Below are 16118 nucleotides of genomic sequence, written 5' to 3'. Positions count from 1 at the left end.
GGAAGCTGAGAACTGAAAAATGACCGCAGAAGAAAAACGATTGGAGCAATCGCGTCTCAGGCAAGTGCACTGGAAGCGCTGGGGACCTTACATAAGCGAACGCGCCTGGGGAACGGTGCGCGAAGACTACAGCGCAACCGGCGAAGCCTGGGATTATTTTCCTCACGATCACGCCCGTTCACGCGCCTATCGTTGGAATGAGGATGGTATTGCCGGCATTTGTGACCGCCAGCAGCGGCTTTGCTTTGCGCTGGCTTTGTGGAATGGCCGCGACCGAATTCTCAAGGAGCGGCTCTTTGGATTGAATGGCCAGGAAGGCAACCACGGTGAAGACGTAAAGGAATGCTATTTCTACCTGGACAACACGCCAACGCATTCTTACATGCGGTACTTGTACAAGTATCCCCATGCGGAGTTTCCCTATGACCAATTAGTCGAAGAGAACGGGCGGCGGACCAAGGCCGATCCTGAATTTGAACTGCTGGATACGGGTGTATTTCGTGAAGAGCGCTATTTCGACGTTCTGGTGGAGTATGCCAAGGTTGAGATGGAAGACATCTGCATCAAAATTACTGCTACGAATCGTGGACCGGAGACCGCGAAGCTGCATCTGTTGCCTACACTGTGGTTTCGCAATACCTGGTCCTGGGAGTTGGAGGCGCCCAAACCGGAAATAGATGTTGCGGGTTCGAAGATTGCTCCTGCCGTGTTGCGCTCCATGAACGAAGAGCTTGGGGAGTGGCTGCTGTATTGCGACGGCGATCCCGAGTTGCTGTTCACGGAAAATGAAACCAACTTCGAGCGCCTGTTTCATGTGCCCAATCGCACTCCGTATGTGAAAGATGCGTTTCACCAATATCTGGTCCACGGCAAACTCGATGCGGTCAATCCCAACCAGACTGGCACCAAAGCAGCAGCCCACTACAAAGCCGATATTGCTCCCGGCGAGTCCACGGTCTTAAAGTTGCGTCTTACCAACCGGCAATTTTCTCCGGGTGAATCACCTTTGGGGGCTGAGTTCAATCAGACATTCCTGAAACGCAGGTCTGAGGCCGATGAGTTCTACGCAGGCGTGGTTCCTCCCAATGCTACTGCCGATATGCGCAACATCATGCGCCAGGCATTTGCGGGTTTGCTCTGGTCGAAGCAATACTACAAGTACGAAGTGCGGCGCTGGCTTTCGGGAGACCCCACGTATCCGCCGCCTCCCGCTGATCGGCTCTGTGGGCGCAACAAAGCATGGGGCCATCTCTATAACGCCGACGTAATCTCCATGCCTGATAAATGGGAGTATCCCTGGTACGCCGCCTGGGACCTTGCGTTCCATTGCATCGCACTGGCGGTCATTGATCCCGATTATGCCAAGGAACAATTGGTCCTCATGCTGCGCGAGTGGTATATGCATCCCAATGGGCAGATTCCAGCCTATGAGTGGGCCCTCGGTGACGTGAATCCGCCCGTGCATGCCTGGGCCGCGTATCGGGTTTATAAAATCGACAAAGAAAAGCGCGGGCAGGGTGATCGGGTTTTTTTGGAGAGGATTTTCCAAAAACTGCTGTTGAACTTTACCTGGTGGGTGAACCGTAAAGATGCTGAAGGCATGAACGTCTTCCAGGGAGGTTTCCTCGGTCTGGATAACATTGGTGTGTTTGACCGCAACATGCCCTTGCCCGATGGCGGACACCTCGAGCAATCTGACGGCACGAGCTGGATGGCAATGTATTCGCTCGACATGCTGGCCATCGCCCTCGAGCTTGCCCAGGAAGACAAGGTCTATGAGGATGTGGCCAGCAAATTCTGGGAGCATTTTCTTTATATTGCCTGCGCCATGCATAACCTTGGCGAGAACGGCATCAGCCTGTGGGATGAGCAGGATGGTTTTTTCTACGACGTGTTGCATTACACCAGCGGAGAAAATTTTCCCTTGCGGGTGCGCTCTATGGTGGGATTGATTCCTCTATTTGCCGTCCTGACTTTAGAGCCCGATTTGCTCGACCGGCTCCCCGATTTCAAGAAGCGGTTGGATTGGTTTATCGCCAATCGTCCGGATATGACCGAGAATCTTGCCAGCATGAAGACCAGGGGCATGAAGGAGCGCCGCCTGCTTTCGGTTGCATGGCGAGAGCAACTGGAGAGAATCTTCACCATTATGCTTGATGAAAACGAATTCCTGTCGCCCTATGGAATTCGTGCTCTTTCGCGCTACCATCTTGATCATCCTTACAAGTTAAGTCTGAATGACATGGAACACATGGTTGACTACGAGCCTGCCGAATCCACCACGAAACTTTTTGGCGGAAACTCGAATTGGCGCGGACCGATATGGTTTCCCGTAAATTACCTGCTTATCGAATCCCTGCGCAAGTTTTATCATTATTATGGCAACGATTTCAAAATCGAATGCCCAACTCGCTCAGGGAACTGGCTGACTCTCTCCGAATTGGCCGATGAGTTGGCGCGGCGTTTGTATAGGCTCTTCGAGCGCGATGAGAGCGGGCACCGTCCGGTCTGCGGCAACCTGGAGCAGTTCCAGAACAATCCGCACTGGCGCGATCTTATCCTGTTCCACGAATACTTTCACGGAGACACCGGCCGCGGGCTCGGCGCCAGCCACCAGACCGGCTGGACGGCTTTGGTTGCGAAGCTGATTTATGAATCCGGCGAACGGCAACTGAAAAATAACAAGCACCAGCCAAACAATAAGCATGAAGCAGCAGCCACCGCGTCTTCGGCCAGCGCCACTGTCAAATGATTCAGTTTGACCACAGTGTATGCGGAAACCTGGCCGAGGCCAACCGCCGCGAATGGCTGGAAACCAACGGCCTGGGAGGCTTTGCCTCTTCCACAATCACAGGCTTAAATACACGCCGCTACCACGGTTTGCTGATCGCAGCGACAACGCCGCCCGCGGGCCGTACCGCGTTGTTATCGAAGCTGGAAGAAATATTGATCGTGGACGGCAAACGATTTGAGCTCTCCTGCAATCAATATCCCGGCGTGGTTTATCCTCAGGGATATAACTATCTTAAGAATTTCCGCCTCGACCCTTTTCCCGTATTTACCTATGAAGTTGAAGAGATAGAAGTAGAGAAATCCCTCTTCATGGTGGATGGAGAAAACACCGTCGTAGTCCAATACAAGCTCAACGACAAATTACCCGGTGCAGGGAATTGCCGGCTGGAGGTTCGTCCGCTTATTTCCTTCCGCGATTATCACAGCACCACCCACGAGAACGGCGCAATCAACCGCGAAGTGAAAATGGCTCCCGGACTGGCATCAGTAACTCCTTATGTTGGATTGCCTACTCTGCACTTGGCGCACAACGCTGCAGCAATTGAGGCGAACGGCGATTGGTATCGGCGGTTTCAGTATGAAATTGAACGCGAACGTGGATTGGATTATGACGAGGACCTTTTCAGTCCGTGCATTTTGATCTTCGATCTCGACCAGGACAAGGGCGGAGTCATTATCGCTTCTACGGAAATTCGTAAAGCGACTTCGGCGAATACATTGCGCCGCAAAGAAACAGCGCGCAGGAAATTGCTGACCGAAAAGACTGGTTTTCATAGTGAACTCTTGATCCAGCTCAATCGCGCGGCTGATCAATTCATTGTTTCCCGTGGAGAGCACAAGACGGTGATTGCCGGCTACCACTGGTTTGCCGATTGGGGGCGCGATACCATGATTGCTCTTCCCGGGCTCGCACTGGCAACCGGCAGGTTTGATGTCGCCAAAAGCGTACTTCTCGAATTTTCTTATCATATTGATCGCGGCATGCTGCCGAATCGCTTTCCCGATTCAGGAGAGACTCCCGAATACAACACGGCAGACGCAACCCTGTGGTACTTTGAGGCTGTCCGCGCATATCTTGAGGCAACCAATGATGAGCTGTTTGTTCACGACCGCCTCTATCCCGCCTTGCTCGAGATCATGGATTGGCACGTAAAGGGCACGCGTTACAACATTCATGTCGAAGACGATGGATTGCTGACCGCCGGTGCCCGCGAAACCCAACTTACGTGGATGGATGCCAGCCATGACAATCAGTGCATAACGCCGCGCAACGGCAAGCCAGTGGAAATCCAGGCGCTTTGGTATAACGCCTTGCGTGTCATAGAGTCATTGGCAGCACGCTTTGGCGAGCCCGCTGTGCAACAACGCTTTGAACACATGGCAACCCAGGCCTATGACAGCTTCAACAGCCTCTTTTGGAATGAAGGTACTGGTTGTTTGTATGACGTAATTGGCAGTGATCAACCGGATGGTTCCATTCGCCCCAATCAAATATTCGCCATTAGTTTGGCGCACCCCATTCTGAAACTGGAAAAAGCCCCGAATGTCTTAGAAGCCGCCGAACGTGAACTGCTGACGCCTTTCGGCCTGCGTACGCTTTCGCCTGCCGATGCCCGCTACATTGGCCGTTATGAGGGTGACCAGCGCGCACGCGACAGTGCTTATCACCAGGGAACAGTGTGGCCGTGGCTTCTAGGGCCGTTCATTACGGCATATCTTAAAGTGCACCAGGAAAGTGCAGAGGCACGAAAGAAAGCTTCGGAATGGATCAGCAATTTTGAGTCGCACATGAGTATTGCCGGACTCGGGCAAATTTCAGAAATCTTTGATGGTGATCCACCGCACGCCCCGCGTGGATGCATCGCGCAAGCCTGGAGTGTTGCCGAACTGCTGCGCGTTGCCGCTCAGCTTCAGTAGTGTCAGCGTCACGTCTGCCGTCGCAACGGTTCTTTCCATGCTTGCTTTTGCAGGCCGCCTATATTACAACTGTTCGATGTATTAAAACGTATTAATAGGGCATTTTTGTGCGGCGGGGCTTCGGCGCTCGTCTTAGAAAGAATATCGCTCATGCACGCGCCGTGATGGGCCTTAGAATACGTGAAGTGTGACCAACAAATATGGCAACGCCAAACATAGCTGCTGAAGCGGCATCGTCTTCTGGGCCCCGCCTCCGGCGCACACTCACCCTGACTGATCTGATTCTCTACGGAGTTATTGTCATCCAGCCGGTAGCGCCTATGTCATCCTTTGGTGTCTTAAGCAATCGGGGACAGGGCCATGTGGTCACCGCGATTCTCATCGCCATGGTGGCCATGCTCTTTACCGGCATCAGCTATGGCCGCATGGCGCGCGCCTATCCCAGCGCGGGTTCTGCTTTTACTTATGTCGCCCAGGAGATCCATCCCGGCCTCGGCTACGTCACCGGCTGGAGCATGGTCATGGACTACATACTCAACCCGCTGGTCTGCACTATATGGTGCGCACAGCAGGTCTATCAATTCACAACCCAGGTGCCGGTTCTAGCCCAGCACGTCCCACTTTTTGCCTGGAAGATTTTCTTTGCCGTCACCTTCACTCTACTGAATATCCGCGGCGTCAAGACCTCGGCGCGTCTCAACACTGCGTTGACCGTCGGCATGGGCGCGGTCATCATTGTGGTCTTCGTTGCTGCTATTCGCTATATTCTTGGACATCCCCACAGCGATCCCAGTTTTTTCACACGCCCGTTCTACGATCCGCGGACCTTTAGCTTCAGCGGACTCTTTGGTTGCACCTCAATTGCCGTGCTCACTTACATTGGCTTCGATGGGATCTCCACTCTTTCGGAAGAGGCAGAAAATCCTCGCCGCAACATTCTGCTGGCTACAGTGCTTACATGTCTGGTTATCGGTGTTCTATCAGCGATGGAAGTTTATATCGCGCAGCTCGTGTGGCCGGCCTCGGAGCCCTTTCCCGATACGGATACGGCTTACGTCTACGCCGCCGCCCGCACCTGGGCCCCACTCTTTGGGGTCGTCGGCCTTACCTTAGTGATCGCTAATTTCGGATCTGGACTGGGCGCACACCTGGGTGCGGCGCGTCTGCTCTTCGGCATGGGACGGAGTAATGCATTGCCAAAGTCTTTTTTTGGCGCCGTCGAGCCCAAGCATCAGATTCCAAGAAATAATGTCATCCTGATTGGCGCTATCGCCTTGATCGGTTCTTTCTTCTTCTCTTACGACCTCGGCATTGAGATGCTTAACTTCGGCGCATTGATTGCGTTTATGGGAGTCAACGCGGCGGCTTTTATTCGTTACTTCGTGCGCGAGCCACAAAAGAAGCTAGGCAACCTGGCTCCACCCGTTCTTGGATTTATCATTTGTTTCGCTCTTTGGCTGAACTTGGGCCATCCGGCGCAAATCGTGGGCGGCATCTGGATGATTCTTGGAATTATTTACGGCATCTGGAGAACAAATTGGTTCCGCATGCCGCTCAGCTTTGAGACCCCAGCCGAATAACTGAAGATTTTCATCTACTGGTTAGGCTTCGTATCCAGCGGATGCGTTGATTCTTCATAGAACTCATTTTGAAGCTGCAGACTCACCGTATCGGCTTTGATTGCTTTGATCGCAGCAACCACCTGTTCAACCAGGCTCTTCTCATCGAGCTCGCCCAGCTCTTTATTCGCCGTGGAAGCATCGCCTGAGTAGTGGTTAGGGAAGCGTGCATACCACCAGATCCCGGTATACACGTCCGTGGGAAGTTTTTGCCGCGCGAGGTCTTTTCCTGAGTCGTTCTGCACGCGATCCATATGAACCAGGTCAGGCCGTGCAATCATGGTGTGCGACGTCTCCGACTCGCCGCCGTGCATGTCTACCGTGTCCTTCTTCTGCGGACGTCCTGCTTCCTTGGGGAAGGGCCAGTAGACATAAACAACGTAATCATGTGGACGCTCCATCTGCGCCTGGGCAAACAGCGGCAGCAAATATTCATTGCCGCCATGTCCGTTGATGATCACGACTTTCTTGCAACCGTTGCGCGCCATTTCGTCGGTAGTTTCCTGCAGGAGCTGCAGTTGAAGCTGCAAGCTGTAAGCAACCGTACCCGGCTGGTGCCTGGCTTCGAAGATCTGTCCGAAGTAATACTCGGGGAAGACCACCGCATATTCCTGGCTGGCAGCCGTCAGGCTCAGGTAACGCACGTTGACCAAGTCAGTGCCTAGCGGCAGATGCGCTCCATGTTTTTCCAATATGCCGAAGGGAAGCAGGCATGTCCCTTGGGAGCGTTTGATGGCCTGCACAAAATCCGGCGCGGTAAGTTCTTCCCATCGGGTAGAAAGCTGTGCTTGCGCAGTCGCGTGTACTACGGCAGCCATGAAAAGAAAACAGAGAATAAGCAGGACAGTAATGATAGTTTGACGTTTCATAATTCTCCGGCGCTCCGCTATTAGGTGTGAACCATGCAGCCCTGGAATTATAACGATTTAATAAGCTACTTTGAAGATTTTAAAGTGCAGAGTTTCAATGGGAAGCGCCGGCGGTCAAAACTTATCTTCCCTGCGCTTTATCTCCCCGCAGCGTCATGCAGGTGCTGCTCGATCGTGCTACCAGGCTGCCTTTTTCATCCACAACATCGCACTCGGTCATGCCTACAGTTCGACCTTTCTTAACTACCTTGCCGGTGGCAACCAGCTTGGAGTTCCAGATTGGCTTTAAGAAATTTATCTTCAGCTCCAGGGTGGTAAAGGACTCTTCCTCTTCCAGAGTGCTGGCGTAAGCAAGTCCCATTGCGGCATCTGCGATATCGCATAATATTCCGCCGTGCAGTGTTCCCATGGGATTGCTGTGGCGCGCGGTGGAGTCTAATTGGACTACTGCTCGACCGTGTTCAATTTCGGTCAATCTGAATCCAATCAATTGAGCCACCGGGGCCTGTGGTGCTTCGCCGCGAAGAGTCCTGCGGATTCCATCAATCATTTTTGGCATTTCTGCTCCAGGCAGGGCAACCGCTCTTGCGTTCATGGTCATGAACAGTCGCCCGCGTAAATTTTATCCGTGGATGTTGCGAGACACTGAGTGCATTGGACGGCAAACTCAAACCGAAAGATTCACAGAATTGAGCTGGACTTTCCATCAGCACCAGGGAAGGACACGATGTTCCTCGAATCTACATAAGTCAACTTTATAATCTTTCTCGTATAATAAGAACGATTTATCCTTGGAACCGTCAAGGATTCATCCCAACGGCGGACGTTCAATGGAACTTTTCCAATTAGAGACATTTCTTGCGGTTGCGGAAACCCGGAGTTTCTCGCGGGCGGCGCAAAAATTGCATCGCACACAACCTGCGGTGAGCCAAACCATACGCAAGCTGGAGGCGGACATCGGCGAGCCTCTTTTTGATCGCTCCTCGCGCGATGCCAACCTCACCGACGCCGGACGCATGCTCGTAGACTATGCCGAAAAGCTGCTGAATCTGCGCAGCGAAGCTGGCAGCGCCATCATCGAGTTGCGTGAACTGCACGCCGGAAAATTAGCCATCGCGGCCAACGAGTTCACCTCCATTTATCTACTGCCTGTGCTCGAGAAGTTCCGGCACCAGTCGCCGATGATTAAGATCACGGTGCAGCGCTCTTTGTCTTCGCAAATTTCACAGGAAGTGCTCAATCACAAAGTCGAAATGGGAATGCTGTCTTTCAGCCCCGATGTTCCCGGATTGCGCTCTACCGTGGTTTACAAGGATGAGCTTGCATTCATCGTGCATCCGCGGCACCCGCTAGCGTCGGCGAAAGAAGTGCACATCCGCCAGCTCGGGGCGGAGTCATTCATTGCCCATAATGTTTCTTCCCAATACCGCGCCAAAGTTGTGGAAGCCTTCCGGCGGCACAAGACCCCACTTAACATGCAGGTCGAACTTCCGACCATTGAAGCCATCAAGCGTTTTGTCGCTATGGGAAACGGCGTGGCTTTGGTACCGGGCATGTGCGTGGAAACGGAGCTCAAGCGCGGGGAACTGGTCCATGTTCCGGCTCGCGAACTCAAGTTTGAAAGAAAACTGCGCATCATCTACCGCAAGAATTCCAGCCTCTCGCACGCCGCCCGGGCTTTCTTGAAGATCCTCGAATCAATCGCCTCCGAAAGAAAAGGCCGCTACGTCTTCGAAGCCGAGTAAGAAATCATTTACATCCAAATCCCAGTAAATATTAAGCACGAATTCAAACCTACAATTCACACTCTGAAATATTTCATTATTTAAAATAGTGATTTTTGTGATTGAAATTTCTTGGTCTCCTGTTGTAACGTTTCGTCCCGTTGCATGAGATTGGGTTCGCCAAGACCGCAATTGCCCGGTTCGTGCAGCCTGTCAGGCAGAGCGCGCGCAGTTGCGCCTGCAAATTCACTTTAAAAAACCACGGCGCCATGACGCAGTGGTAAGAGTTACGTGGGGGAGAAAATGTCACGCAGAAATCTTGTTGTATTGCTCGTATCTTTTTTTCTTTGTACCGCAACCCTTTCAGCCCAAACCCTAACTGGTTCCATTACCGGAGTGGTCGAAGATCCACATGGCGCTGTGATGCCGAGTGTGGAGGTTAAGCTGACCTCCGATAGCACCGGCGCCGTCCGCACTACCACCAGCAGCCAGAACGGCGAGTTCACATTTAACGCTCTGCCGCCGGACACTTATTCGTTGGCGGTGGAGCATAGTGGCTTCAAGAAATACGAGAAGAAAAATCTGGTTTTGGTGCCCAATGACCATCTTTCCGCAGGACAGATTCAGTTGCAGATCGGCCAAGCCAACGAATCCGTGGAGGTCATCGCTGAAGGCGCGGCTGTGCAAACCGCCAGCACCGAGCGTTCTGGCGTCATCACCAGCGAACAAGTTTCGGATCTCACCGTTATCAACCGCGATTTCTCAGTGCTGGCCTCTTTGCAGCCCGGCGTGGTCTACACTCCCGGTGCGGAGGCGCAAAGCTTCAGCGGCAACTCTCAGTTCAACGTCAACGGCTCGCGCGTAGGACAAAACAATATCACCATTGACGGCGTGCCCATCGAAAACTCCAACGGCACCAACTTTAATACGTTTATCAGTATGGACGCCATCTCTGAGGTCAAGGTGCAAAGCAGCGGCTATCAGGCTGAATTTGGACGCAAGGCAGGCGGAGCCGTTCAGGCCGTAACCAAGTCGGGAGGTCTGCAGTATCACGGCGAGGTGTATTGGTTTCAGCGCAATAACATATTTAACGCGCTCGGGTCTGTTGCCAAAACCGCTCACCAAACTGACCCCAACAAACCCCTTGCCGATCCCCCGTATCGTTTTATAACCGCGGGCGCTAATTTTGGTGGGCCGGTATACATCCCGAAGCTGATTCCTCGCGGCCAGAAGAAGTTGTTCTTCTTTGTCTCTGAAGAGCAGCAGCGTGAACTCCGTCCCCAGGATGTGCGCCAGGTTACAGTGCCTACCGCGCTGGAGCGGGCTGGCAACTTCTCCCAAAGCAACAATGGTGCGCCGCTCCTGATTGCCAATCCTTTTGACATCAAGGCCAATCCGACCCACAAGTGCAGCGCAGCTACGTCTACTTCGCCCGCAGTTACTACCGGCTGTTTCGCAAACAGCATAATTCCTGCTGCGCTGATTGACCCGCGCACGCAGGCATACCTCAACCTGCTTCCTTTGCCCAATATCAGCGGATCGAACTTCAACTACCAGGTTCAGGAGAGCTTGAGGATTCCTAAACACACCGAAACCCTGCGCTTGGACTTCAATCCCACGACCAACAACCTGTTTTTCGTGACCATGAGTCGCTGGTGGGATGATGAGCAGGGCTTCGCCGTCCCCGCCGGCAACGCCAACTGGGGATGGCTGCCCAGCGAGTACAACCCCATTGCCCGCTTCATCACGCTTGATGGTCAGCATATTTTCAGCCCAACACTTATCTTTGAAGGCAGGTTTGTAGCCTCACGCTGGACTGAAGGCAACAACCCCAAAGCCAATATCGTCGCGACTCGCAGCGTGCCGGGGACTGGGATACATCTTCCCCAGCTTGATCCGCAAAATAACCCTTTACAGATTCTGCCCCAGGCCACCTTCGGAGGCGTGAACAACCCGGCTAATCCTGCGGTTGCCTCCCGTTATCCCATTACCGGCATAGAGAATGTTTTTATCTTTAACCCCGAACTCACCAAGCTGGTGGGTGCCCACACTCTCAAGACCGGTATGTACATGGAGTATTGGCAGGAGCACAAGGGAGTGAATGGTGACTTTACCGGAAGCTATAACTTCAGCTCCAATAGCAGCACCTATACCGCCGCCCTGGGCAACACCGGCAATCCTTACGCCAACGCTCTGATCGGTGACTTCCAGAATTACACCGAAAACAACACGCGTCCTCCTCTGATCTCGCACTACAGCAGCTTAGAGTGGTTCGCGCAGGATAACTGGAAGATTCTTCGCAACCTTACTATCGAGGCGGGCGTGCGGCTGGGCTGGTCACGTCCGTTCCATAATGCACCTGCGAATGAAGCCGGCTTCGTACCCGAGCGTTACGATCGCACCCAGCAGGTGCTCTTATACGGTATGGGCGGCGCACCGACGCCAACGCCTGCGGGATTAAACGGGGCCGAAGTACTCGGTAGAGGCAATCCCGTAAATGGAACGGTTACCAACGGCATAGTTCCTGGGTTTGCTCAGGCATTTGATCCCAACTATCCCCCCGGAATGCGCAATAGCGATCATGTGAAAGTCGCCCCACGTTTCGGCTTCTCTTACGATCCCTGGGGTGATGGCAAGACCGCCATCCGCGGCGGCTTCGGCATGTTCTATGACCTCCGCGAAAGAGACAACTTCTTCACCAACGACTTCAGGAGTCTACCGCTTCAGTTCACTCCTAATATCGAATTTGGGCTGTCAACCGCCGCGACCACATTGGGACCGTTGACTGCGTCGGGTATTGATTTCGTGGATCCGAACAAAATTAATCAAGCCATCTTCCCATCCTCGAGCTTTGCGTTCCAGCGCAATCGCAAGGTGCCCTACGTCATGCAATACAACTTTGGCATCCAACGTGAGCTTGGATTCAAAACTGTGGTGGATATCGCCTACGTAGCTTCCTTGGGCCGCCATCTGATCTGGCAGACAAATCTGAATGCCCTTCCTGTTGGGAGCGGCGGCACTGGCACATCGCAGAACAAGTTACGTCCCTATCTTGGCTACACCGACATCAACCAACTTGAGTACTCTGGCACTTCCAACTACAACTCTTTGCAGGTTGCGGTGAACCGCCGCTTTGCAAAGAGCCTTGACTTCGGGCTTGCCTATACCTGGTCAAGGGCCTTTGATTTTGCCGATACGGAGGGTAGCGGAGTTCTCAATACTCCTTTTATCTTCCCGAATATCAACTTCCACCAGTGGCAGTATGGGTTGGCCGGCTATGATCGTACCCATATCTTCAAGGCGTCTTGGACCTATGACTTCCCCAAAGCCAGCAAGCTTTGGGATAACGGCTTTGTTCGTGGTTTTCTCGATGATTGGAGAATCTCAGGAATCACCACTTTCCAAGGCGGCGCGCCGATGGGCATCGCGCTCGACAACGTCTGTGTCTTGAAAGGGACAGCGTTGGCCGGGAGCGTTCCTGTTACGTCCAGTTCAGTCTGCCCAAGCAGCATTGGCAGCAGCAATAGTGCAACTGGCTGGAGTGGTTCCTCCGTGGGGGCCCGAGTGATTATCCTGGGTAAGGGAAACGTCACCAACGTTACCACGCCCTTTGCCCATACCAGCGGCCTCAATGGCTTTATCTTCGCTCCACCTATCCAGAACACTTTAGAGGGCACGCAGCAGGGTACACCCGGTTTTGGTCCAAGGAACTACTTCCGTGGACCGGGAATCGACAATTGGGATATGTCTCTCTTCAAGCAGATCCCCATGCCCGGCGAGCGCTTCAAGCTCCAGTTCCGCGCCGAAATCTATGATGTCTTTAATCACACCAATTGGACCGCGGTGGATACCAACGCGCAATTCCAGGTTGATTACCTGGGCAATTTCGCCCAGGTGAACCCAACCTTTGGAAAATACACCAACGCGCAGCTCAAGCGGCGCATGCAGTTGGCTTTGAAGCTTGCCTTCTAAAAGCGTGGAGAAATCTCATGTAGAGACGTAGCTTGCTACGTCTCTACGCGTGCCTAAAACAAAACTTGTAAATCACAACGCCCGCCGAAACTCGCGGGCATTTCACTGTTCTTAAGGAAACATTCTGCGTCTTGCCTGAGGACTAAGGACTGAGGACTAGGGACTGACCGAAGGCTTTCTCACCGATTCAGTTCTTCCAAAATCGCCCGATGCAATTGTCGCTGCTGCGCTTCCGTGAGCTTGGCGCCGTTATGCGTCAAATAGAACACATCGATCGCCATCTGGCCCTCAGTATCAATCAAGGCGACTTCCAGGTTGAACTTGCAATGGGCTACGCGCGAGGTAATTTGGTAGAGCAGGCCGGGACGGTCCTGGGCAATTACTTCTAACAGTGTGCTATGCGAAGAGCAGTCGTTATCGAAGTTGAGCTTGGTTTCTACGCTGATCTTCACCGGCGGCTGCTTGCTTGCCGCTCGTCCTTGCATCAGTCGTTCCAGGGTGTCATCGCCGTCCAGTACTTGCACCACGCTGCGCTTGAAGCGCTCGTGCTCGGAAGGATTTAACTCCAAAGTCCGAAAGCGATCTTTGAAGTAAAAAGTGTCAACAATGATCTCTGCCTGGTTGGAAAAAGCTCCTGCCTTGACGATGTCCATCCCCCAGGCAGAAAGTATCCCCGCGATGGTAGAAAATAAAAATGGCTTGTCAGGGGTAACGATGGTGAACTCATAGAGATCACGCGAGTGATTCAAGGTAAGCTGTACCGGATGGTTCCGCAGATGCCCAGCCATTTCCATGTGGGCTATGATCTGCTCCGGCGTGTGGCTTCTTAAATACCGTTGCGGCAGTCCTTCCAGGAATCGTTGCAGTTCGTCTTTGCGTTTGTGGGCCAGCTTGCTGAGGCGCTCCAGCGTTGCTGCTTCCGTGGCCGCGTGGAAGCGATCTTCATCCACGCTGCGGTTCAGGTAATTGGTGGTGGCGATATAGAGTTGCCACAGATTTTCCGCCTTCCATGGCGTCATGGCCTCTGGATTGACCGAACTGATATCGGCAAACGTGAGCAGGCAAAGCATCTTGAGACGCTCCGGGTCCCCCATCTTGGCCGCGAAGGCGCGGATGGTTGTTACCTCGAAGATGTCGCGGCGCAACGCTGCCGACATATCCAGGTGCCCGCCAATCAGAAACTTCACCAGGTCGCTCTCCTCGGGCGAGAGTCCAAGTCGCTTGAGAGTCTCCTCTGCGAGCTGCAAGCTTCCCTGGACGTGGTGCCCCGTCGGCAAGCCCTTGCCCGTGTCATGAAGCAGCAGCGCCAGATACAACAGTTCAGGCTTTTCCAACTCGGCCAGGATCTCCGAGTAACGCCGCTCCCAGTCCGAACCCGGCTCTTTCAGTTTGTGCAAAGTCTCGATGGTAAGGAACGAGTGCTCATCCACGGTGTAGCGGTGGTGAAAGTCGCGGATGACCAGTGAATCAATCAGTTCATATTCGGGAACGATGAGCTTAAGCAGTCCTAACCCATGCATTGCCCGCAGCGTCTGGCTGGCGTAAGGCGAAATCAGGATCTGCCGCAGATGCGCCCAGACACTGACCTTTTGCAATTCATCCTCAGTGATCGCAGCCAGCGCCTGCGCAAAGCGCCGTTCGGTATCGCGGGCCAGCTTGAAGCCGTGGTGGGCCATGAACTCAAAGGCGCGAAGAATCAGATCAGGAGCGGGCACGGCTGAAGATTGTTGCAATAAAATTCGGCCGTTGACGACCGAGAAGTCCGCATTCGACACCCGCGATCGCCAGCGCTGAAACTGCTTGTAGAGCGACGAGCGTGCGCCCGGGACTTCATCGAGATATTGTTTGGCCACGCTATGGATGGTGCGCGCATGTTTGAAGTAAATGCGCATCCAGTCGGCGGCAGCCGCAATCGTGTGATTGCTCACGCCAATGCGACGCGCTGCGGCCTCGTCCTGTGCCTCCCAGCTTAACGTGTTGTCGTCTCGCCCGTAGCGGTAGTGCAGAAAACAGCGAAGTGACAGCAGGAAATCGAGCGCTGTCTGCAACTCATTTTGTAGCGGCCCCGCGAGCAAAGATCCCGCCTCTGGCCACGCTCGCTGCTTTTCCAGGACTGCAAGCAGGGCAAACCAGCAGGCGGCATTGTGATCGCGCAATCCGCCGGGGCACTCCTTGATATTAGGTTCCAGGTGAAAGATTGTGTTTCCGTATTTCGTGTGGCGGCCCTTGGTCAGGTCAGAAAGCAGTTGCACCAGAGGCTGCCATTCACGGTTCACCAGCTCTGGGATGATCGTGTCGTGCAGCGTATTGAACAATTTGCGGTCGCCTGTCACCAGCCGGCAGTCGAGCAGGGAAATGGTGAATTCCACGTTCTCACGGTCAAGCTTGGAGCATTCCTGCAGGATGCGGGTCGTAGGACGCAGCTTGATCTTCATGTCCCACATTTCCTGGCAAACGCGACCAAGCTGGCTTTTGAATTTGCTCTCGGTATGTTCGTTGTCGAATACAACCAGCAGATCAACATCGGAGTGTGGCAGCAGCAAGCTTCTGCCGTAACCACCCAGGCCGACAACGCTGACCCCGTTCAAATGCTTTAGTTCAGGGGAAAGAACCTGCTGGCACAGGCTGATAATAATGCCATCCATCAGGTCTGAGCGTTGCCGCGAAGCCGTGGCGCCATCTGCGGAAGCCTCAAAGGCCTGCCGAATGCGCGCGGATTCGTTCACATACTGATCGCGCAGGTCGGTGATGTATGGCTGTGCTGACATAGATGTCGATTTTTCTGTAGAGACGTAGCTTGCTACGTCTCAGCTTCTCGTGAATGCAGGTGTGGAGAAGCCTCAGTAAAATTACAGCGCCGCGACCCCTCTTTCTTCGTTACGGATACGAATGGCTTCATCAATGCGTGACAGGAAAATCTTGCCATCGCCGATTTTTCCCGTGCGGGAAGAGGCGATGATGGTTTGTACCGCCTTTTCCACCAACTCGTCAGCCAGCACCATTTCCAGTTTTATTTTGGGCAGCAAGTCTACCGTGTACTCGCGTCCTCGATAAAATTCTGTGTGGCCTTTCTGCCGTCCATGACCGCGGACCTCAATCACGGTCATGCCCTCGACTCCAGCCTCCAGGAGCGCCTCTTTGACCGATTCCAGCTTCGAAGACTGAATGACTGCCTCTACCTTTGTCATAAGCAATGTGCCTCGTAAAGAATAAATAGACACTCA

The 16118-nt window shown here is 53.5% G+C and carries 9 protein-coding genes; 5 read left to right on the top strand and 4 right to left on the bottom strand.

Annotated elements, in window-relative coordinates; all coding sequences use genetic code 11:
- Nucleotides 1–19 precede the first annotated feature (19 nt).
- From VK738_11055 to VK738_11045, 3 genes are all read left to right on the top strand, one after another.
- Entirely contained in the window at nt 20–2752 is a 2733-nt protein-coding gene (locus VK738_11055) for a hypothetical protein (GenBank protein HTD23185.1), read from the top strand.
- Nucleotides 2749–4710 (top strand): amylo-alpha-1,6-glucosidase, encoded by a 1962-nt coding sequence (locus VK738_11050; protein ID HTD23184.1) that lies wholly within the window; start codon nt 2749–2751, stop codon nt 4708–4710. Before VK738_11055 ends, VK738_11050 begins: the two co-directional genes overlap by 4 nt.
- A 200-nt stretch (nt 4711–4910) precedes the next feature.
- Nucleotides 4911–6290, top strand: a complete 1380-nt coding sequence (locus tag VK738_11045) for an APC family permease (GenBank protein HTD23183.1) — start codon at nt 4911–4913, stop codon at nt 6288–6290.
- Nucleotides 6291–6304: 14 nt separating this feature from the next.
- Here VK738_11045 and VK738_11040 read toward each other — a convergent pair whose 3' ends face one another.
- Complete coding sequence (locus VK738_11040) at nt 6305–7198, bottom strand: creatininase family protein (GenBank protein ID HTD23182.1); 894 nt, start codon at nt 7196–7198, stop codon at nt 6305–6307.
- Nucleotides 7199–7319: 121 nt separating this feature from the next.
- Complete coding sequence (locus tag VK738_11035) at nt 7320–7757, bottom strand: PaaI family thioesterase (GenBank protein HTD23181.1); 438 nt, start codon at nt 7755–7757, stop codon at nt 7320–7322.
- 271 nt (nt 7758–8028) lie between these two features.
- On the opposite strand from VK738_11035, the gene VK738_11030 reads away from it, so the two are divergent.
- A complete protein-coding gene (locus VK738_11030) occupies nt 8029–8943 on the top strand; it encodes a LysR family transcriptional regulator (protein HTD23180.1) in 915 nt (304 codons plus the stop codon).
- 282 nt (nt 8944–9225) lie between these two features.
- On the top strand, nt 9226–12894 hold the full coding sequence (locus VK738_11025; GenBank protein ID HTD23179.1) for a carboxypeptidase regulatory-like domain-containing protein: 3669 nt from the start codon (nt 9226–9228) through the stop codon (nt 12892–12894).
- Between the two features lie 179 nt (nt 12895–13073).
- On the opposite strand, the gene glnD is transcribed toward VK738_11025, so the two are convergent.
- Both glnD and VK738_11015 read right to left on the bottom strand, forming a co-directional pair.
- A complete protein-coding gene (glnD, locus tag VK738_11020) occupies nt 13074–15662 on the bottom strand; it encodes a [protein-PII] uridylyltransferase (GenBank protein HTD23178.1) in 2589 nt (862 codons plus the stop codon).
- Between the two features lie 81 nt (nt 15663–15743).
- Nucleotides 15744–16082: a P-II family nitrogen regulator gene (locus VK738_11015; protein ID HTD23177.1), complete on the bottom strand. Its 339-nt coding sequence runs from the start codon at nt 16080–16082 to the stop codon at nt 15744–15746.
- Between the last annotated feature and the right edge of the window lie 36 nt (nt 16083–16118).

It is taken from the genome of Terriglobales bacterium, assembly GCA_035487355.1.
Lineage (GTDB): Bacteria > Acidobacteriota > Terriglobia > Terriglobales > Acidobacteriaceae > QIAW01.
The sequence above is the reverse complement of the archived record's forward strand: the minus strand, read 5'-3'. Positions and strand labels throughout refer to the sequence as shown.